Below are 19,470 nucleotides of genomic sequence, written 5' to 3' on the forward strand. Positions count from 1 at the left end.
TTCTTTCATGATGCGGCCGGTTGGTCAGCGGGCTGTCCTTACGGCGGAGGTGGCTCGCGGGCGGTCATTGAGGTCCCGGTGGGAGGTAACGTCTTCCCACGCCGGGTCCGAGGTGAGGCGGGCTGCGATAACTTCCGCCTGGACTTCCGCGTGTTCCATGACGAAGTATCCGCCGGGACGCAAAAGCCGTGCGGCGGTCTTCGCTGCAGCAGCAGGCAGTTCCAGCCCGTCCTCTCCCCCGCCGTAGAGTGCCATTGCCGGGTCATGCTCGGCCGCCTCCGGCTCGTTCGGGACGGCACCGGCGGGAATGTAGGGCGGGTTGGAGGCGACGACGTCGAACGTCCCGTCGTGTCCGGCCAGCGCCGTTCGAAGGTCTCCTTCAAGCACTGTGACACCCAGCGGTTCGAGGTTCTTGCGCGCCCAGGCCAGCGCCAGCGGACTCAGCTCGACGGCGTACACCGCTGACCCGGGGACCTCCGCCGCCACGGAACCGGCTATGGCCCCGGAACCGGTTCCCAGGTCCGCCACTTTGGCTCCGCCGGAAACCAGCAGTGCCTGGTCGATGGCCAGCTGGGCAACCGTCTCCGTCTCCGGGCGCGGGACGAAAACGCCCGGGCCAACGGCCAGTTCCAGACGCCGGAAGTACGCCTTGCCGGTGAGGTGCTGGAGCGGAATGCGCTGCGCACGCTCGGCCACCAGCTCGGCATAGCCGGCGGGTGCCGGAGCGTCCGTGTAAGCCAGGGCCCGGACACGTCCCAGGCTCTCTCCGAGCAGATGCGCGGCCAGGAGTTCAGCGTCCACGCGCGGGGTGGGCACGCCGGCGGCGGACAGCTCCGCCGCCGCCGCGCGCAGCGCCTGGTCCAGTGAAGGAGCGGGCACGGTGGTCCTAGGCTTCGTCGCCGATGGCGTCCAGGCGGGCCTGCTCATCCATTTCGATGGCAGCCTGGACAACGGCTTCCAGGTCACCGTTCATGACGGTGTCGAGGTTGTAGGCCTTGTAGCCGGTGCGGTGGTCAACGATCCGGTTTTCCGGGTAGTTGTACGTGCGGATGCGCTCTGAGCGGTCCATGGTGCGGATCTGGGACTTGCGGATGTCCGAGTTCGCGGCGTCGATCTTCTCCTGCTCGTGAGCCAGGATGCGGGAGCGCAGCACGCGCATCGCCGCTTCACGGTTCTGCAGCTGGGACTTCTCGTTCTGCATGGCCACCACAATGCCGGTTGGCAGGTGGGTGATCCGCACGGCGGAGTCGGTGGTGTTGACGGACTGGCCGCCCGGACCGGAGGAGCGGTAAACGTCGATCTTCAGGTCGTTCTGGTTGATCTCGACTTCTTCGGGCTCGTCCACTTCCGGCAGCACCAGCACGCCGGCAGCAGAGGTGTGGATCCGGCCCTGGGATTCGGTGACCGGAACGCGCTGGACACGGTGCACGCCGCCTTCGTACTTCAGGCGGGCGTAGACGCCCTCAGCCGGGTCATTGGAGGAACCCTTGATGGCCATGGAAACGTCCTTGTAGCCGCCCAGGTCCGACTCGGTGGCGGAGATGATCTCGGTGCGCCAGCCGCGGGTTTCCGCGTAGCGCGTGTACATGCGCAGCAGGTCGCCGGCGAAGAGCGCGGCTTCGTCGCCGCCTTCGCCGCCCTTGACCTCAATGATGACGTCGCGGCCGTCATTGGGGTCACGGGGAATCAGCAGGCGGCGCAGCTTCTCCTGTGCCTCGGCCAGCTGGTTCTTCAGGACGGGAACCTCGGCGGCGAATTCAGGGTCCTCGCCGGCCATTTCCTGCGCGGCTGCGAGGTCGTCTTCCAGCCCGTGCCAGGTATTGTACGCGTCCACAATCCGGCTCAGTTCCGCATAGCGCCTGCCCAGGCGGCGTGCCAGTCCCTGATCTGCGTGCACGGCGGGATCCGAGAGCCGCATCTGGAGTTCAGCGTGCTCATCCAGCAGTCCCTGTATGGACTCAAACATTGTTTTCCATTCCTTCTTCGCACCGTGGGGTCTGCCTGAAAACGCGGATCCCGTTGCTGTCTTAGAACCATTCTCGCCCGGGCGGGCAGCTGCCGGTTAACCGGCGAGCCCTTAACTGCCAAGCCGCCCAGGCCCCCGGTCCTTTTCAAAGGACGGGGGCATGAGCGGCCGGGTCAGGCAGCTAATCGTTCTTGCTGCCCAGGGTGGTCTTCTGCACCTGCATCAGGAACTCGACGTTGGACTGCGTTTCCTTGATCTTGCCGGTGAGCAGTTCCAGTGCCTGCTGGGTGTCGAGGCCGGAGAGAACGCGGCGCAGGCGCCACATGATCTTGACCTCTTCAGCGGAAAGCAGGTTCTCTTCGCGCCGGGTGCCGGAGGCGTTGACGTCAACGGCGGGGAAGATGCGCTTGTCCGCAAGGTTGCGGGAAAGGCGCAGTTCCATGTTGCCGGTACCCTTGAACTCTTCGAAGATGACCTCGTCCATCTTGGATCCGGTCTCGACGAGCGCGGTGGCCAGGATGGTCAGCGATCCGCCGTTTTCGATGTTGCGGGCTGCACCGAAGAAGCGCTTCGGCGGGTACAGTGCCGAAGAGTCGACACCGCCGGAGAGGATACGGCCCGACGCCGGAGCGGCCAGGTTGTAGGCACGGCCCAGGCGGGTCATGGAGTCCAGGAGGACGACGACGTCGTTGCCCATTTCCACGAGGCGCTTGGCCCGCTCGATGGCGAGTTCAGCAACCGTGGTGTGGTCATCGGCAGGACGGTCGAAGGTCGAGGCAATGACTTCGCCCTTGACCGTGCGCTGCATGTCGGTGACCTCTTCGGGACGTTCGTCCACGAGGACCATCATCAGGTGCACTTCGGGGTTGTTGATGGAGATTGCGTTGGCAATCGCCTGCAGGATCAGCGTCTTGCCGGCCTTGGGCGGGGACACGATCAGGCCGCGCTGGCCCTTGCCGATCGGAGCCACCAGGTCAATGACGCGGGGGCCGATCACCTTGGGCGAGGTCTCCAGGCGCAGGCGCTCGGAGGGGTAGAGCGGAACCAGCTTGTTGAATTCGACGCGGTCCTTGTTGTCCTCGGCCGGCTTGCCGTTGACGGAGGTCAGGCGGACCAGTGCGTTGAACTTCTGGCGGGCAGTGTTGCCCTGGTTCTCGCCGTCACGCGGGGCACGGATGGCGCCAACGACGGCATCGCCCTTGCGCAGGTTGTACTTCTTGACCTGTGCCAGGGAAACGTAGACATCGTTCGGGCCCGGGAGGTAGCCGGAGGTGCGGACGAACGCGTAGTTCTCCAGCACATCCAGGATGCCTGCAACGGGCAGCAGGACGTCATCTTCGGTAACTTCGACGTCGTCCACGTCAGGGTTCCGGTCGCGGTTGCGGCGGCGCTCGTTGCGGTCACGGAACCGGTCATTCCGGTCGTTGCGCTCGTTGCGGTCGTTGCGGTCGTTCCGGTTGCGGTTGCGGCGGTTACGTCCGCTGCGGCTGTTGTCGTCGCCGTCGGAGTCGCGGTTGTCGTTGCGGTCGCCGCGGTTGTCGCTGCGGTCGTTCCGGTTGTTCTCGCGCTCTGCGCGGTTCTCGTTCCGGTCACCGCGCTCGCCGCGGTTTTCGTTCCGGTCACCGCGCTCTGCGCGGTTCTCGTTCCGGTCACCGCGGTCACCGCGGTTCTCGTTCCGGTCACCGCGGTTGCGGCTGCGGCCCTGGCGCTCTGAGCGGTCCTCGCCGGAGTCAGCCTTGTCCTGTCCGCCGTTGTCCTGGCCACCGTTTTCCTGGCCGGCATTTTCCTGGCCGGCGCCTGGGGCTGCTGCGTCTTCGGCGCTGCCCTCGCCGTCGTTGCGGCGGTTGCGGCGGTTGCGGCCACGCTCGCGCTGGCCTTCTTCACGGGTTTCCTGCACCGGTGCGGACGCTTCGGGCTGGGCTGCTTCCGTTGCCTCGCCGGCGGCGGGCGTTACGACGCCGTCGCTCGCTGCCCGGCGGTTGCGGTTGCGGGTGCGTGCCGGACGCTCGGCCGGCTGCTCGCCGTCCGTGGCCTCGGCCTTTGCTGCCGGAGCGGAATCGCCGTTTCCGGCGTCCTTGACAGGGCGGTCTGCGCCCGCCTTATCCGTCTGCGGCGCTTCGGACTTGGATCCGCGGACCGGACGGTCCGCTACGGCGCCGCCGCGCTGGTGGTTCGAAATGGCGGTCACGAGATCGCCCTTGCGCATGCGGGACCCTCCGGTGATGCCCAGTTGTCCGGCCAGTGCCTGCAGCTGTGCAAGCTTCAGGCCGGCGAGCCCGGAGCTCTTGGAAGTTGTTTCACCGTTGGAACCGGCGGATGCTGATGAGTCCACACCTGCAGTCAGGTCGGTGGTATCTGTCACGAAGGATCCTTCCCCCTCGTCGGGCGGTCCGGCGCAATGCCGGCCGCGTTGAATGGCCCTGGAACCGAAAAGGATATTTGCGGTTCAGGGTTCACCTGTTGCGGGACCAGTCCCGGCAACGGTGAATCTGCTGGTGCCTTGCTGGAGAGTCCACGGGAGTTACGGCAGCGGCGCTGACGAAAAACGCGAGGATCAGATGATCGAGCGACTGACCGTTTCTTGGCAGTCTCCGGAAGGCTACACCGATGATTGCGTTTCCGCGGGCCGACGTTACCCTGCCGCCTGAATCGTTATGAATGAAGCGCGCTTTGGCAGCATCTGGGCTGATACCTGTGCACTACAGTCAACAATCCGGTTGCGGAGCTAGCCTCGGTGGTCCACAGAAACGGACGACCTTGCCGGTGGAAGCACAAATACGGTTATACACGAAAAACACGAATCGGTAATTACCGCTGGTGCAGTTCCACTGTAGCACCATCTCGGTCAACGCGAAGCCGCAGGACGCGCCAATTCTGCCCGTTTTGTGCGGCTGTGTGCTCCGAAATAAACGCTTCGGCCTCGGCGGCCTGGCCTGCTCCCGCCGCCAGCGTCAGCACCGTCGGACCTGCACCGGAGACGACGGCCGCAAACCCTGCTTTCCGCAGGGCGCCGACCAGGGCGGCACTCGGCTGCATGGCCGCTGCACGGTAGGACTGGTGCAGGAAATCTTCGGTAGCCTCCGGCAGCAGCGACGGGTCTGCCGTCATGGCCAGCATCAGCAGGGCCGCCCGGCCGGAATTCGCTGCGGCATCCCGATGCGGAACGCTGGCGGGCAACAGGCCCCGCGCGCTCTCCGTGGACAGCTCGGTTGCCGGGATGGCCACCACGGGAATGATGTCGGGGTGGACTTCAGTGCGCACGGAACGGAACCGGCCCTCCTCTTCCCAGGAGACGGCCAGGCCGCCGCTGAGGGCGGGCGCCACATTGTCTGGGTGGCCTTCGAGGGCGGAGCAGGAGTGCAGGAGTCCGGCAGGATCCAGCTGGGCATCTGCCGGCAGCAGGGCATTGCCCGCCAGCACACCGGAAACTATTGCCGACGCGGAGGAACCCAGGCCGCGGCCATGCGGGATGACGTTCTCGCACTCCAGGTCGAATCCGCCCGCCGCGTAGCCGGCATTGTGCACAGTCTCAATGATCGTGCGGGCAATGAGGTGCGTTTCGTCCGTCGGGAGCACTGCGGCTCCTTCACCCTGCACCGTGACCCGGACGCGGCCTGAGCCGTTCGTCCGGATCCGCACGGTGTCGAACAGGCCGACCGCCATGCCCAGGGAGTCAAAGCCCGGGCCGAGGTTGGCACTGGTTGCGGGCACGCGGACGGTGATGTCCTGGTCCGGGGCAACCTGCACCGCCGGAACGCTGCCCGGTGTCGTGAGCTCCACGTGCATACCCTTTGCTAGCGGCCCGCAGACGGGGCGGCCTCTTCGAGGCCCAGGGCAGCGGCAACGCTGACGACGTCGAAGTCCACCTTGGTCGGTTCGACGTCGGATCCGTCGGCGGTGCGCAGGGCCCACTGCGGGTCCTTCAGGCCGTGGCCCGTGACCGTAATGACGATCTTCTTGCCCGTCGGAGCTTCGCCCGCGGCGTGCTTCTTGAGCAGGCCTGCCACGCCGGCGGCGGAGGCAGGTTCCACGAAGACGCCCTCGCGGGAGGAAAGCCAGCGGTGGGCCTCAAGGATTTCGGTATCCGTAACGGCTTCAATCAGGCCGCCGGATTCGTCGCGGGCCGCAATCGCCTGGTCCCAGGACGCGGGGTTGCCGATCCGGATGGCGGTGGCGATCGTGTCCGGGTCCGTGACCGGGTGGCCCTTGACCAGCGGGGAGGCGCCCTCGGCCTGGAAGCCCCACATCACCGGAGTCTTGGTGGCAACGGGCGCAAGCTCCACACCTGCATTGTTCGTCCACGGCTGCGCGTATTCCCGGTAGCCGCGCCAGTACGCGGTGATGTTGCCGGCGTTTCCGACGGGCAGCAGGTGGTAGTCCGGAGCGTCCCCGAGGTAGTCAACTACCTCGAAGGAGGCCGTCTTCTGGCCTTCGATGCGGGCCGGGTTCACGGAGTTGACCAGGAAGACCGGATAGGCCTCCGCCAGCTTCCGGGCCACTTCAAGGCAGTTGTCAAAGTTACCGTTGACCTGCAGCAGCTCGGCACCGTGGGCGATGGCCTGGCTGAGCTTGCCCATCGAGATCTTGCCGTCCGGCACCAGCACGGCGCAGGTGAGTCCCGCCTGGGTGGCGTAGGCAGCCGCAGAGGCACTGGTGTTGCCGGTGGAAGCACAGACCACGGCCTTGGCACCGGCTTCGACGGCGGCGGTCATGGCCATGGTCATGCCGCGGTCCTTGAAGGAGCCGGTGGGGTTCATGCCTTCGACCTTGAGGTAGACCTCGTTGCCGGTCAGTTCCGACAGGGCCTTGGCGTGGACAAGCGGTGTACCGCCTTCACCGAGGGTGATGACTTCGGTGTTCTCGGTTACCGGCAGACGGTCGGCGTATTCGCGGATAACGCCGCGCCATTGATGAGCCACGGTTCTAGACCCCTTCTACCCGCAGGACGGATGTGACGGAATTGATGACGTCCAGGCCCTTGATGGCCTCGACGGTGGCCGCGAGGGCGGCCTCGGGTGCGCGGTGGGTGACGAAGCGCAGTTCAGCCGACGCATTGGCTGCATCGCTGTGGCTCTTCTGCCGCATGGTTTCGATGGACACGCCGTGGTCAGCAAAGACCTGCGCGACGGCGGACAGCACGCCGGGAGCGTCTGCGACGTCCAGGCCGATGCTGTAGCTCGTGGTGACCAGTTCCTTCGGCAGAGCCGGGAAATGGCCGGATGCAGCTTCTACTCCCATGTGGCCGCCCAGGGCGAGGCGGCGCGCAACGGTGACGACGTCGCCCATGACGGCCGATGCGGTGGGGGTACCGCCGGCACCCTGGCCGTAGAACATCAGTTCACCGGCGTTCTCGGCCTCAACGAAGACAGCGTTGAAGGCGCCGTGGACGGCAGCCAGCGGATGCGTGCGCGGCAGCAGCGTGGGATGTACCCGTACGCTGACGCCTTCGGTGCCGTCGGCCTCGAGCTTCTCGGCAATGGCCAGCAGCTTAATGACAAAACCGGCATCCTTGGCCGCGGCGATGTCTTCAGCGGTGACACCGGTGATGCCTTCGCAGGAGACGTTGGCCATTTCGAAGGTGGTGTGGAAGGCGAGGGAGGCCAGGATCGCGCCCTTGGCCGCGGCGTCATGGCCTTCGACATCGGCAGTGGGATCGGCTTCGGCATAGCCCAGCCGCTGTGCCTCGGCCAGGGCGTCGGCAAACTGCGCACCGGTGCTGTCCATGGCGTCGAGGATGTAGTTGGTGGTGCCGTTGACGATGCCGAGCACGCGGGTGATCCGGTCGCCGGAGAGGCTGTCGCGGATCGGGCCCAGGATCGGGATGGCGCCGGCAACGGCGGCTTCGTAGGCCAGCCGGACACCTGCGGCATCTGCCTTCTCATACAGCGCAGCGCCGTCGGCAGCCAGCAGTGCCTTGTTGCCGGTGACAACCGAGGCGCCATGGCCGATAGCGTGCAGGATCAGGGTGCGGGCAGGCTCCAGCCCGCCCATCAGTTCAATGACGATGTCCGCTGATTCCACCAGTGCCTCGGCGTCGGTGGTGAACAGCTCCCGGGGAAGCTCAACGTCACGCGGAGCGTCCGGGTTGCGGACGGCGATTCCGGCCAGTTCCAGCCGGGCACCCGTCCGCGCGGTGAGGTCGGCGGCGTCGTCAATGAGGATCCGGGCCACCTGGGATCCCACGTTGCCGCATCCCAACAGGGCCACTTTCAGGGTCTTCATTGCTGTGCCTTCTCCTATACCGGTCATGACATATCCCGCGCCAGCAGGTCTTCTTCGGTTTCACCGCGGATAATGAGCCGTGCGGCTCCGTCCCGGACAGCGACGACGGGCGGGCGGGCAATGTAGTTGTAGTTGCTCGACAGCGCCCAGCAGTAGGCGCCCGTGCCCGGAACGGCCAGCAGGTCGCCGTGGTCCACGTCCGAGGGCAGATAAACATCCCTCACTACTATGTCCCCGCTCTCGCAGTGTTTACCAACTACGCGCGACATAACCGCGTCATGTTCCGAGGAGCGGGACGCGAGCACCGCGGAGTAGTCCGCGTCGTAGAGCACCGGACGGGCGTTGTCGCTCATCCCGCCGTCCACCGAGATGTACCGCCGGGCAGCAGTGCCGCCGTCTTCAGTATCCACCCGGACCGTCTTGATGGTGCCGGCACGGTACAGCGTGAATGTTGTCGGCCCAACGATCGCGCGCCCGGGCTCAATCGAAATCCGCGGAACCGACAAGCCAAGCTCCGCGCAGGTGGAACCCACGACGCCGGCCATCGCCTGCGCGATCTCGGCAGCGGGCCGCGGGGTGTCAGCTTCGGTGTAGGCGATGCCGTAGCCGCCGCCCAGGTCAAGTTCCGGAAGCTCAACGCCGTGGGCCGCCTTGACCTCCGCCATGAAGTCAAGCAGGCGGCGCGCTGCCAGCTCAAAGCCGGCGGGGTCGAAGATCTGCGAGCCGATGTGGCTGTGCAGGCCCAGCAGGCGGATACCGGGATTCTCCAGTGCCTGCGCGACGGCGTCGGCAGCGGGCGAGGTCCCGGTTTCCGGATCGGCGGCCATGGACAGGCCGAACTTCTGGTCTTCATGGGCCGTGGCGATGAACTCGTGCGTGTGGGCGTGGACCCCGGGGGTCAGCCGCAGCATGACGTTGGCGCGGACGCCGCGGTCCTGCGCGAGGGCACCCAGCCGGTGCAGTTCCGGCAGGGAATCCACCACGATCCGGCCCAGATCCATGTCCAGGGCACGGTTCAGTTCGGCGTCGGACTTGTTGTTGCCGTGGAGTCCCAGGTTTGCGCCCGGAATGCCGGCGCGTGCGGCCACCGCCAGTTCGCCGCCGGAGCAGGTGTCCAGCCGCAGGCCCTCGTCCGCAACCCAGCGGGCGATCTCGGTGCAGAGGAAGGACTTGCCCGCGTAGTAGACGTCCACTCCCCCGCACAGTTCAGCGAACGCTGCGTCGAAGGAATCCTTGAAGTCCCGGGCCCGTGCCCGGAAATCCGCCTCGGACACGACGAACAGCGGTGTGCCGAACTCGTCGGCCAGCGCGGACACCGGGATCCCGGAGATTTCCAGTTCGCCGTCTTCGCTGCGGCGGACATCCCGGGCCCACATGGGCTCGTGCAGTTTGTTGGGGTCTTCCGGGCAGCTCAGCCAGGCAGGGGCCAGCGGTGAAATGGTCATGGCCGGTCCTACATCCGTTCCGGCGCGGAAACGCCCAGCAGGTCCAGCCCGTTAGCCAGAACCTGGCGGGCAGCGAAGTTCAGCCACAGTCGGGTGCGGTTGACGTCGGTGACCTCCTCGCCGTTCTGCGGGGCAATCCGGCACGCGTCGTACCAGCGGTGGTAGGTTCCGGCGATGACCTCCAGGTGGCGGGCCACGCGGTGCGGTTCGCGGAAAACACTGGCCTGCGCAACGACGCCGGGGTACTGGCCCAGCGCTGCGAGCAGCGCGCCTTCCGTCGGGTGCGTGAGCAGCGACGCATCGAAGGCGGAATCGTCCACGCCTGCCGCCTCTGCGTTCCGGGCCAGCGCGTACGTCCGGGCGTGGGCGTACTGCACATAGAACACGGGGTTCTCGTTGCTGCGCTTGGTGAGCAGGTCCAGGTCCACGTCGATGTTGGAGTCGGCAGAGAACCGGGCCAGGGTGTAGCGGGCAGCGTCCACGCCGACGGCGTCCACGAGGTCCTCGAGCGTCACCACCGTGCCGGCGCGCTTGGACATCCGGACCGGCTTGCCGTCCTTGACCAGGTTCACCATCTGGCCGATCAGCACCTCGACGCATTCCGGGTCGTGGCCCAGTGCAGCAGCAGCGGCCTTCAGCCGTGCCACGTAGCCGTGGTGGTCGGCACCGAGCATGTAGATGTTCAGGTCAAAGCCGCGCTCGCGCTTGTTCTGGATGTAGGCGATGTCGCCGGCGATGTAGGCAGCGTTGCCGTCGGACTTGATGACCACCCGGTCCTTGTCGTCGCCGAACTCGGTGGAGTTCAGCCACCAGGCGCCGTCCTTCTCGTACAGGTTCTTCGAACCCTTGAGCTGCTCCAGCAGCTTTTCCACGTGCCCGTCCTCGTGAAGGGAGTCTTCGTGGAAGTAGACGTCGAAATCGACGCCGAAGTTGTGCAGCGACTCCTTGATATCGCCGAACATCAGATCCACGCCGATGGCACGGAAACGCTCCTGCGCCTCAACCTCGGGCAGGTCGAGGATGTTCGGTTCGACGGCAAGCACGCGTGCGGTGATGTCCTCGATGTACGCGCCGGCGTAGCCGTCCTCCGGAGCCGGCTCACCCTTGGCAGAGGCCATCAGGGACCGGGCGAAGCGGTCGATCTGCGCTCCGTGGTCATTGAAGTAGTACTCGCGGGTGACCTCTGCGCCCTGGGACTGGAAGACCCGGGCCAGCGCGTCGCCGACTGCGGCCCAGCGGGTACCGCCGAGGTGGATCGGTCCGGTGGGGTTTGCCGAAACGAACTCAAGGTTGATCCTGGTGCCGGAGAGCGCATCGGAACGCCCGTAGGCGGGGCCCGCTTCGACGATGGCCTTGGCCAGCTCGCCGGCGGCACCGGCGTCGAGCGTAATGTTCAGGAACCCGGGACCGGCAATGTCCACCTTGGCGACGCCGTCGATCTTCTCCAGCCGGGAGGAGAGGATCTGCGCGAACTGGCGGGGGTTCATGCCGGCCTGCTTGGAGAGCTGGAGGGCGATGTTCGTGGCCCAGTCGCCGTGGTCGCGGTTCTTGGGGCGCTCCACGCGTACCTCGGAGGGAAGCTCGATGCTGAAGTCACCCGCATCGATGGCGTCTTTGAGGCAGGCGGTTACGGCAGAGGAAAGTTCTTCAGGAGTCACCGGTTAAGCATAGCGGGGACGCGCTCCGGGCCCTTATTGTGCGGATTTGGGCCGGTCCCGGCGGCTGTTGGGGTTCGGCGAAGCGGGCTCCCACAGGAAACCCTCAGGATTCATGCGCTGTAATAAAGGTTGAACATTCTTCCGCTTCCTAAAGGAGACCGACAGTGAAATCGCAGGCCAAAAAACCCCTCCTCACCGCTGTTGCCGGCGTGGCGCTGCTGGGTACTGCAGGCTGCGGCTCGTCCGGAACCGCACAGGACGAGCCTGCCGCCCCGGCTCCTGTTTCTGACGCTGCCTCTTCTGCCTCTTCCACTGCCGGCAGCACAGCCACGGGCCCTGCCTCCGGCTCTGTTACCTACGCCGACGGCGAGTACACCGGGACGGGTTCCTACATCCCGCCGTCGAACAAGCAGGAGGAAGTCACGGTGACGATGACGCTCTCCGGCGGCACCGTGACCGCCGTGGAGGTCTCGCCGTCGGGCAATAATCCGACGTCCAAGCGCTACCAGGCCGAATTCACCGACGGCATCCAGAAGGAGGTTGTCGGAAAACCCATCGACAGCCTGGACGTCGGCAAGGTCGCCGGGTCCTCGCTGACCAGCCAGGGCTTCAACAAGGCACTGGAGCAGATCAAGGCTGAGGCCGGCAGCTAGGAATCCCGTGAACGAGGAGTACGGTTTCGAGGCGATCGGCACCCGGTGGGTCATCACCACGGAGAGGCCGGTGGACTCCGCAGCCCGGGCTGCCGTGGCCGGGCTCATCGCAGAGTATGACGCGGCGCTGTCCCGCTTCCGCCCGGATTCAGTGCTGGGCACGCTGGGCCGCGGGGCGGGAACCGCGGTCCTCCCCGGCTACACCGCCGCGCTGTTCCAGCTCTTCGACCGGCTCGAGGCACTGACCGGAGGCAGGCTCAATCCGCTGGTCGGCGGATCATTGGAGCAGCTGGGCTACGGCGCCGGCTACCGGCTGCAGCCGCAGGGCCCCGCCGTCGCTGCCCCCTCCTGGCGCTCCGCGGCGTCCTGGCGCCCGGTTCACGGACCGGCCGGCGGGGTGGAACTGGTGCTGGACCGTCCCGCCACAGTCGATGTGGGAGCGGCAGGCAAGGGACAGCTCGTGGACCTTGTCTGGGAGCTGCTGGTCTTCCGCGGATATGCTTCGGTAGTGGTAGATGCCGGATCGGACATGCGCCATTCCGGAACGCCGGGCGTCCGCGTGGCGCTGGAACACCCTTACGATTCCACGCAGGCCATTGGCGTCGTCGAAGTTGCAGGGCGCTCTCTTTGTGCGTCGGCAGCCAGCCGCCGCACCTGGGGAGAAGGCCTGCACCACGTACTCGACGCCTCCACCGGCCGTCCCGTGGAGGCGGTGGCCGCAACCTGGGTCCTGGCCCCGGACGCCATGACTGCGGACGGGCTGGCAACGGCCCTCTTCCTGACCGACCCCTCACTGCTCGCCGCAGAGTTCGACTTCGACTACGTCCGGATGTTCTCCGACGGCCGGGCACAGTATTCACCCGCTATGGCTGGAGTCCTTTTTTCATGACCGTATCCCTGAGCCTGCCCACCGCACGGCTGCAGCGCCTGCTGGGCAAGATGAGCATGTACCGCATGCTGGTGGTACTGCTGCTGGCCATGGCGGCGTGGTCATTTGTGCTCTCCCTGACCGGCGCACTTCATTACACACCCGCTGAACTGGCGGCCACGCTGGTCACTTCCGTTGTCTCCACGCTGGTGGCGAGCCGGGTCATGGGGCTGCTGTTCCGCACCTTCCCGATGACGGACTCGGCCATCATCACCGGCCTGCTGCTGTTTTTCCTTTTCTGGCCGACCACTGACGGTCCCGAACTTGGCACTATCGCACTGGCTGCCTTTGCCGCCACGGCGTCGAAATACATCCTCGTCTGGCGCCGCCGGCACATCTTCAACCCGGCCGCCCTCGGCGCCGTCGTTATTGGTTTTACCGGCTTGAACGTGCCCGTCTGGTGGGTGGCTGCTCCGCTGATGCTCGTCGTGGTCCTGCCTGCCGCCTTCCTGGTGCTCTACCGCAGCCGCCTGCTGCCCATGGCCGGGGTGTTCGTCCTCGTCGCCGCGGCGATTGTGGGTACGCGCTTCGCGGTTTCCGGCGAGCCGGTCCTGGAAGGGCTGGCCACGGCATTCACGTCCTATCCCATCCTGTTCTTCGCCGGGTTCATGCTTTCCGAGCCGCTGACCCTGCCGCCGCTGCGCCGGCAGCGGCTCGCGGAAGCCGCCGTCGTCGGTGTCCTGTTCGCGACGCCGCTCTCCGTGGGGCCGGTGTTCATGTCGCCGGAGCTGGCACTTCTGATCGGCAACCTGCTGGCTTTCGCCGTGGGCCAGCGCGGAGGCATCAGCCTGCAGCTGCGCGAGGCACGGGAGCTCACCCCCACCTCACGGGAGCTCGTCTTCGAGCCGGCGCGTCCGCTGCGTTTCCGCGCCGGCCAGTACCTGGAGCTGAGCCTGCCGCACCCCAACCCGGACGGACGCGGACTGCGGCGTGTTTTCAGCATCACCTCTGATCCGGCAGACGGCTCCACCGTGTCCCTTGGTCTTCGCGTCTCCGAACCGGGCAGTTCCTTCAAGACCAAGCTGCTGGCGCTGAAGCCCGGAGCCAGGCTCTCCGCAACGTCCGTCGGCGGGGACTTCCAACTCCCCCGTGACAGCTCCAGCAAGCTGCTGCTGGTTGCCTCCGGGATCGGGATTACCCCGTTCATCAGCCAGCTGCGCTCCGCGGAAGCCGCGGGACGCGACATCGTCCTCGTTTACGCGGCATCCTCTGCGGCAGAGCTGGCGTATGCCGGGGAACTGGCGGAGATGGACGTGCGGGTTCTGGTCTGCACACCGGAGGATCCCGGGGTTCCCGGCTGGAGGTGGCTGGGACCCGGGCTGCCGGACGGGGCGCGCCTGCGCGAGGCCGTGCCGGACGCAGCCGAGCGGACAGCGTTCCTGGCCGGATCGCCGTCGGCCGTTGCCTACGTCCGCCGGGAGGTCCGGTCAGCCGGCGTCCGCCGCGTGCACACCGACCCCTTCCTCGGCTATTAGCTGTCCGGGCGGGGAATCAGGAAACGGTTTCCGGGCACCGCCAAGAACCTGCTAAGCTTCTTTAGTCCCTGCAGGACGTACCGGTTCGCCGGTGTCCCGCCCTCGTAGCTCAGGGGATAGAGCGGTTGCCTCCGGAGCAACAGGCCGTAGGTTCGAATCCTATCGAGGGCACGTAAATTGCAGGGAAAACCCCCGCTGCCATACCGGCAGCGGGGGTTTTTGTTTCCGCGGGTACTCCTAGTACCTGATGGCGTCGATGACCTTCACCCGCACCGCCACCAGCGCGGGAATTAGGCCGGCCAGGGTCCCGACAGCGGTAGCCGCCGCCAGCCCCAGAATCGCTGCCGTGACCGGGAACGGGGGCAGCTCCGTTACTCCGAACGCAATCTGCTCCTGCACGATCGGAAGCTTAACGACCGCGACGGCAGCCATCACGCCGACGACACCTGCCGCAAACGTTGCGACCACGGACTCAAGCAGGACGCCAAAGAAGATCCTGCCGGAGGTGGCGCCGAAGCTGCGCCGGATGCCGATCTCCCGGACCCTGTGCCTGACGGTCACCATGGAGATATTCAGCAGGCCCACGGCCCCGAGAAGCATCACCATGCCGGCTATGCCGCCTACCACCAGCGTCATGACGGCGTACGGATCGCCCCAGGCGGCATAGTCGCTGCGGTACACGTTGGGCTGCATGCCCGGGAACTGCGCCGTCAGGTCTGCCGTGATGGCGTGCTGCAGCGGCTCGGCGATCTCCTCCGGAACCCAGAGTTCCAGCATCGGCACAGCGCCCATCAGGCTTTCCGCTGCCCCGAGCCGGTCATAGGCATCGGTCAGCATGTACGCCGCCGCAGGCTCCTCATCCCACGAATTCACCCGGACGCCGGTGATCACCGCATTGACCGGCTTTCCGTTCCAAATCTCCACCACGGGATCGGCGGCAAGGTCCGGATAGCCCAGCCGGGCGTGGAACGCTTCGTTGATGATCACGGCAGGAGCCAGCCGGGAGGAGTCTGCCTCGGTGAACCAGGAACCGGAGGAAAGGTTGACGCGGCGCATGGTGCCGAAGTCCGCGTCCACCACCACGGTCTCGGTCTGGGCAACGCCGTCGGGGAACTGGAACGGCAGGACCGTTGGCAGGTACAGCGAAGCGTGGCTGACGGCGTACCGTTCCACGGTGGCGTCATAGGCGTCCCGGAGGGCCATGACATCTGCCGGGGACCCGTCATTGGGATACGCGGAGACACTCAGCGTGGCCGGCCTGCCGCTTTGCGCTTCGGAGCCCTGGGCCATTGCCGCCCGGGCCATGTCCGCCAGGGCGACGACGGCGGTCAGCGCTGCCACTGACAGGGCTACGCCAACCAGGGCAAGCAGGACCCGTGCCTTGTGGATCCGCAGCTCTGTCCAGGCCTCCACCAGCGCCGCGGTCATTCCGGACAGGCTCATGATTCGGTCCCTTCCCCGGCGCGCAGGCGTCCGGCGTCAAGGAGGTAGTGCCGGTCAGCCAGCGCGGCCACGTTCGGATCGTGGGTAATCGTCACCAGGGAAGCACCTGATTCGGCCACAACGTCCGAAAGCAGGGCCATCACGGACGCTCCGGTGGCAACGTCCAGCGCACCGGTCGGTTCGTCTGCCAGGATCAGCCGCGGACTGCGGACCAGCGCCCGGGCGATAGCCACCCGCTGCTGCTCTCCGCCGGAGAGCTTCTGCGGCTTGTCCCGCAGCCGGGACCCCAGGCCTACCCGCTCCAGCATGCCGGCCGCTATCCGTTCCCGCTGCCAGAACGTCCGGCCGCGGGCGTAAAGCAACGGCGTCATGACATTTTCCAGTGCCGTGCGTTCGGGCAGGAGGTTGAACTGCTGAAAGATGAAGCCGACGGCGTTTCCACGCCGAACTGCCCTGGCATTGCCGCTCATGGATTCGACCGGCACACCGTCAAACTCCATCCGTCCGGAGGTGGGAAGGTCCAGCATCCCCAGGATGTTCAGGAGGGTTGATTTCCCCGATCCCGAGCGCCCCACCACCGAAATATGCTCGCCCGGGTGGATCTGCAGGTCGACGCCGTCCAGGATGGTGAGCTTTTCTCCGTCCGGCAGGGCAACGCTGCGCGTGACACCTTCCAACCTGGCCAGCGGCCCGGTTTCGGTGCCGGCGGGTGCTTCCAGGAGTGTGGCTGGAACCCCGGTCATCCGCCCATCACTCCGGGACCGTACATGATTCCTGCCTCGTTCATGGGTGCTTCGGCACCGGGAACGAAGAGCAGCACTTCCTCGCCCTCGCTCAGGCCCTCGGTGATTTCCACAACCTGGCCGTCGGTCAGGCCGAGGACCACGGGCCGTTCTTCGCTGCTTCCCGCTTCGCCCACGACCCAGACGATGCCGTTTTGCACCAGTCCCTGGACCGCGGTGGTGGGCACGGTGACGGCGTCGAGCGACTGGCCGGCGGTGATGGCAATGGAGGCGCCCAGTCCTGCGAACACTGCCACCCCTTCAGGCACGGCGCAGCTCACGGATCCCGCCTCCGGAGAAGCCGGCGGGCCGAAGCCGGCCCCGGGGGCCTGGGCCTGGGTGGAGATGCCCTCGGCGGCAGGAGGTGTCCGTCCCATGGTGACGTCGCTGCAGGCGAAGGGTGCCGGGCCGCCGTTGATGGTTACCTCGGCGGTGTTTGGCCGGTCCATGATCCGGAACTGCTGGTCAGTGCTCAGGGTGCCCTGCACGGAGAAGGTTCCCGGATCGATAGCGCCGATATCGGTTCCGACGGCGACCTGCTGGTTCAGGAGCACGGTGAAGCTGCTCAGGGTCCCGTCCGCCGGTGCAATGACGTCCACGAAAGTGTAGAGCGGTGCCGGCGGAGCAACGGGTTCGTCGCTGTCGGACGCGGGAGGTGCAGCGGGCTGGTCCTCCAGGGGCTTTCGTACCTGGAACAACCGTTCGCCCTTCACCACCTGCCGGCCGGCTTCGGCGTCGAGGAAGACGACCACGCCGTCGGCCGTACTGCGGACCGGGATGACGGGATCCGCGGCAACGGAGCCTTGGAGCTCGACGGTATTCGTGATTGCGGCACGTTCGGCCAGGACAGTTGCTGTCTGCAGCTGGGCCGAGGGAACCTGCGGCTGGGCTTCGGCACGCATCCCGTCGAGGAAGGCAAGCTTGAACAGGGCTGCGGCAATAACGGCGAAGACCACCAGCCACAGGACAGGGAAAACTATGCGTCGGACGACACCCATGCAGACACTCCATTGCGGTTGCGCGCTGCCGGGTGGGGCCAGCTGCGTGTTCGGTCCGGGCAGAGAGGGGCAGTGTGCCTGCCACTCTCTGCGCTCCGGCAGATGCCTTGGAAACTACCAGCACATGCGGTCGCAGCCGCCCGGGAAACTCCGCAGGCCCCCGGATTTCATCCGTAGGGAGAGGATCGTTCAACCCACAGGCTGAAAGCCGCCGGTTTTCCGGACGGTCCCGGGACGCCTCCTAGGACCGTGAGGCCTGCGAGTGCGGTGCGGGCTGTGTGCGAGACGCGGGCTGTGTGCGAGGCGCGGGCTGTGTGCGAGGCGCGGACTGCGCGCGGGATTCGGGCTGCGCCGGGTGGAGGGCGTAGCGGCTCCCGCTGCTCTTTCCCAGCCGGTCAGCCCGTCCACGAAAGACGCGCCGGTAGGCACCCGGGCTGATACCGACTTCGCGGTTGAAATGGTGCCTCAGCAGAACTGCCTGCCCAAACCCGGCCGCCCTGGCCACCTCCTCGATGGTCAGTTCGGAGTCTTCCAGCAGTTCCTGTGCGCGCTGGACGCGCTGGGCACTGATCCAGGTGCCGGGGGTCGTGCCGGTTTCCGATCTGAACCGCCGCGCGAAGGTGCGCGGGGACATGTGCTCCCTGGCGGCGAGCGCCGTCACCGAGTGCTCCTGTTCCAGGTGTGCGGCAATCCAGGCCAGGAGGCCTTCGAGGGTGCCGACGCCGTTGGAGGAGACCGGCCGGTCAATGTACTGGGCCTGTCCGCCATCGCGGTGCGGCGGCACCACCATGTCCCGGGCGATGGCCGTGGCGGCCTTCGCTCCAAGCTCCAGCCGGACCAGATGCAGCGCCGCGTCGATACCGGCTGCTGTCCCCGCACTGGTGACGACGTTTCCCGCCTGGACGTACAGGACGTCCTCATCCACCTCCACCAGCGGATAAAGGGATGCAAGCTGGCGGGAGTTCAGCCAGTGCGTGGTTGCCTTCTTCCCGTTCAGGAGCCCTGCTTCCGCGAGCGCAAAGGCACCGGTACAGACCGAGAGCACCCATGCTCCGCGGTCGCAGGCATCCCGCAGTACCTGGAGCACCGGTTCAGGCGCCGGCGTCGGCTCAGGTGTCCAGCGGCCAAAAGGCGCCATCACCACCAGGTCCGCGTCCCGGACGGCATCGAGCCCGGCTTCCACCCTGATGGAGTATCCCGATGATGTCCGGACTTCTCCGGGAACGTCCGTGGCCAGCCGGAAATCGAAACGCGGAACCCCGGTGCCGCGGCCCGAGCGGTCAAGGCCAAAGACTTCGGAAAGGATTCCCAGTTCAAAGGAGCCCACGTTGTCCAAAGCTATCGCTGCCACAGATCTCAGCATGGCCCGAGTATGGCAGTTTCTTATCGGTGATGGTCGTTTCTGCCACTTATTTTTGCTCCCTGCCAGGATGAACCTTGAGGTATGGAAATCTTTCTGGCCGGAGCTGTCATAGCGCTTCTCATCTTCAGCATCACCGCCGTGGTGAGGGGCATCCACACTGACGGCCGTGGTCATCTCCCGCCGGCGTCCTCAGGCCGCCCGTGGCACGGCAACGCCCTCTGGGATGTGCCCGGTCCCCGGGATCTGTCCCTGGACCAGCGCTACCAGCCCCGCCGCTGGACCCGGCACTAGGCGCCGGCGCCTTCCCTGGCCGCAGCATCCTGCACGCTCCCTGCCGCAGGGTTCCGGCCCCGGTGCGCATACAGGTCCCGCAGCAGGGCCACTTCGGCCAGGTGGTGGATCAGTTCCCTGTGGATGTGGAGGACGAGTGTGGCCATCGGTGCGTCCGCCCATCCCCCTTCCGAAGGTCCCACGGGTCTCGGTGTGCTCTCTCATGGCTGCTCCTCCCGGCTGGGTGAGTCCTGGTTCGTCAGGTCA

The 19,470-nt window shown here is 66.5% G+C and carries 16 protein-coding genes, 1 tRNA gene and 1 pseudogene; 5 read left to right on the forward strand and 13 right to left on the reverse strand.

The genetic code is table 11. From position 1 onward, the window contains the following. Positions 1–24: 24 nt before the first annotated feature. From prmC to argS, 8 genes are all read right to left on the reverse strand, one after another. Positions 25–927, reverse strand: a complete 903-nt coding sequence (gene prmC / locus TVB01_RS07325) for a peptide chain release factor N(5)-glutamine methyltransferase (protein ID WP_422455252.1) — start codon at positions 925–927, stop codon at positions 25–27. Beyond that, a complete protein-coding gene (gene prfA / locus TVB01_RS07330; RefSeq protein ID WP_422455253.1) occupies positions 887–1,966 on the reverse strand; it encodes a peptide chain release factor 1 in 1,080 nt (359 codons plus the stop codon). Before prfA ends, prmC begins: the two co-directional genes overlap by 41 nt. A gap of 181 nt (positions 1,967–2,147) precedes the next feature. Then, positions 2,148–4,328 (reverse strand): transcription termination factor Rho, encoded by a 2,181-nt coding sequence (gene rho / locus TVB01_RS07335; RefSeq protein WP_422455254.1) that lies wholly within the window; start codon positions 4,326–4,328, stop codon positions 2,148–2,150. A 446-nt stretch (positions 4,329–4,774) separates the two neighbouring features. Next, complete coding sequence (gene thrB, locus TVB01_RS07340; RefSeq protein WP_422455255.1) at positions 4,775–5,746, reverse strand: homoserine kinase; 972 nt, start codon at positions 5,744–5,746, stop codon at positions 4,775–4,777. Positions 5,747–5,760: 14 nt separating this feature from the next. Then, on the reverse strand, positions 5,761–6,885 hold the full coding sequence (gene thrC / locus TVB01_RS07345) for a threonine synthase (RefSeq protein ID WP_422455256.1): 1,125 nt from the start codon (positions 6,883–6,885) through the stop codon (positions 5,761–5,763). A gap of 4 nt (positions 6,886–6,889) precedes the next feature. Then, positions 6,890–8,188: a homoserine dehydrogenase gene (locus tag TVB01_RS07350; protein ID WP_422455257.1), complete on the reverse strand. Its 1,299-nt coding sequence runs from the start codon at positions 8,186–8,188 to the stop codon at positions 6,890–6,892. A gap of 23 nt (positions 8,189–8,211) precedes the next feature. Further along, positions 8,212–9,633 (reverse strand): diaminopimelate decarboxylase, encoded by a 1,422-nt coding sequence (gene lysA, locus TVB01_RS07355; protein WP_422455258.1) that lies wholly within the window; start codon positions 9,631–9,633, stop codon positions 8,212–8,214. A gap of 8 nt (positions 9,634–9,641) precedes the next feature. Then, on the reverse strand, positions 9,642–11,291 hold the full coding sequence (gene argS, locus TVB01_RS07360; RefSeq protein WP_422455259.1) for an arginine--tRNA ligase: 1,650 nt from the start codon (positions 11,289–11,291) through the stop codon (positions 9,642–9,644). Between the two features lie 164 nt (positions 11,292–11,455). On the opposite strand from argS, the gene TVB01_RS07365 reads away from it, so the two are divergent. The 4 genes from TVB01_RS07365 to TVB01_RS07380 all read left to right on the forward strand — a co-directional run bounded on the left by TVB01_RS07365 (position 11,456) and on the right by TVB01_RS07380 (position 14,518). Next, positions 11,456–11,944, forward strand: coding sequence for a hypothetical protein (locus tag TVB01_RS07365; protein ID WP_422455260.1), 489 nt, complete (start codon positions 11,456–11,458; stop codon positions 11,942–11,944). Between the two features lie 7 nt (positions 11,945–11,951). Beyond that, positions 11,952–12,833: an FAD:protein FMN transferase gene (locus TVB01_RS07370; RefSeq protein ID WP_422455261.1), complete on the forward strand. Its 882-nt coding sequence runs from the start codon at positions 11,952–11,954 to the stop codon at positions 12,831–12,833. Further along, the gene (locus TVB01_RS07375) at positions 12,830–14,347 is read left to right on the forward strand and encodes an oxidoreductase (RefSeq protein WP_422455262.1); all 1,518 of its coding nucleotides are present in this window, start codon (positions 12,830–12,832) and stop codon (positions 14,345–14,347) included. Before TVB01_RS07370 ends, TVB01_RS07375 begins: the two co-directional genes overlap by 4 nt. A gap of 98 nt (positions 14,348–14,445) precedes the next feature. Then, positions 14,446–14,518, forward strand: a tRNA-Arg gene (locus TVB01_RS07380). A 66-nt stretch (positions 14,519–14,584) separates the two neighbouring features. Here the strand turns inward: TVB01_RS07380 and TVB01_RS07385 are convergent. From TVB01_RS07385 to TVB01_RS07400, 4 genes are all read right to left on the reverse strand, one after another. Then, positions 14,585–15,790 (reverse strand): ABC transporter permease, encoded by a 1,206-nt coding sequence (locus TVB01_RS07385; RefSeq protein ID WP_422455263.1) that lies wholly within the window; start codon positions 15,788–15,790, stop codon positions 14,585–14,587. Then, the gene (locus TVB01_RS07390) at positions 15,787–16,533 is read right to left on the reverse strand and encodes an ABC transporter ATP-binding protein (RefSeq protein ID WP_422455264.1); all 747 of its coding nucleotides are present in this window, start codon (positions 16,531–16,533) and stop codon (positions 15,787–15,789) included. Before TVB01_RS07390 ends, TVB01_RS07385 begins: the two co-directional genes overlap by 4 nt. Then, positions 16,530–17,570, reverse strand: a complete 1,041-nt coding sequence (locus TVB01_RS07395; protein WP_422455265.1) for a secretion protein HlyD — start codon at positions 17,568–17,570, stop codon at positions 16,530–16,532. Before TVB01_RS07395 ends, TVB01_RS07390 begins: the two co-directional genes overlap by 4 nt. A gap of 241 nt (positions 17,571–17,811) precedes the next feature. Then, complete coding sequence (locus TVB01_RS07400) at positions 17,812–18,933, reverse strand: GlxA family transcriptional regulator (protein ID WP_422455266.1); 1,122 nt, start codon at positions 18,931–18,933, stop codon at positions 17,812–17,814. Between the two features lie 81 nt (positions 18,934–19,014). Between TVB01_RS07400 and TVB01_RS07405 the strand changes: the two genes are divergently transcribed. Next, positions 19,015–19,224: a hypothetical protein gene (locus TVB01_RS07405; RefSeq protein WP_422455267.1), complete on the forward strand. Its 210-nt coding sequence runs from the start codon at positions 19,015–19,017 to the stop codon at positions 19,222–19,224. On the opposite strand, the pseudogene TVB01_RS07410 reads toward TVB01_RS07405, so the two are convergent. Next, positions 19,221–19,409 (reverse strand): annotated as a pseudogene (locus TVB01_RS07410) (hypothetical protein); the annotation flags it as partial. The gene TVB01_RS07405 and the pseudogene TVB01_RS07410 sit on opposite strands and share 4 nt — an antisense overlap. Between the last annotated feature and the right edge of the window lie 61 nt (positions 19,410–19,470).

Source organism: Arthrobacter sp. 7Tela_A1 (genome assembly GCF_049311065.1).
Classification (GTDB): Bacteria; Actinomycetota; Actinomycetes; order Actinomycetales; family Micrococcaceae; genus Arthrobacter_B.

Coding starts and splice junctions, on each gene's coding strand:
- prfA (WP_422455253.1), bottom strand. CDS start 1,966: ATGTTTGAGTCCATACAGGGACTGCTGGATGAGCACGCTGAACTCCAG.
- lysA (WP_422455258.1), bottom strand. CDS start 9,633: ATGACCATTTCACCGCTGGCCCCTGCCTGGCTGAGCTGCCCGGAAGAC.
- TVB01_RS07390 (WP_422455264.1), bottom strand. CDS start 16,533: ATGACCGGGGTTCCAGCCACACTCCTGGAAGCACCCGCCGGCACCGAA.
- TVB01_RS07400 (WP_422455266.1), bottom strand. CDS start 18,933: ATGCTGAGATCTGTGGCAGCGATAGCTTTGGACAACGTGGGCTCCTTT.
- TVB01_RS07405 (WP_422455267.1), top strand. CDS start 19,015: ATGGAAATCTTTCTGGCCGGAGCTGTCATAGCGCTTCTCATCTTCAGC.
- TVB01_RS07350 (WP_422455257.1), bottom strand. CDS start 8,188: ATGAAGACCCTGAAAGTGGCCCTGTTGGGATGCGGCAACGTGGGATCC.
- prmC (WP_422455252.1), bottom strand. CDS start 927: ATGAGCAGGCCCGCCTGGACGCCATCGGCGACGAAGCCTAGGACCACC.
- TVB01_RS07375 (WP_422455262.1), top strand. CDS start 12,830: ATGACCGTATCCCTGAGCCTGCCCACCGCACGGCTGCAGCGCCTGCTG.
- TVB01_RS07395 (WP_422455265.1), bottom strand. CDS start 17,570: ATGGGTGTCGTCCGACGCATAGTTTTCCCTGTCCTGTGGCTGGTGGTC.
- TVB01_RS07385 (WP_422455263.1), bottom strand. CDS start 15,790: ATGAGCCTGTCCGGAATGACCGCGGCGCTGGTGGAGGCCTGGACAGAG.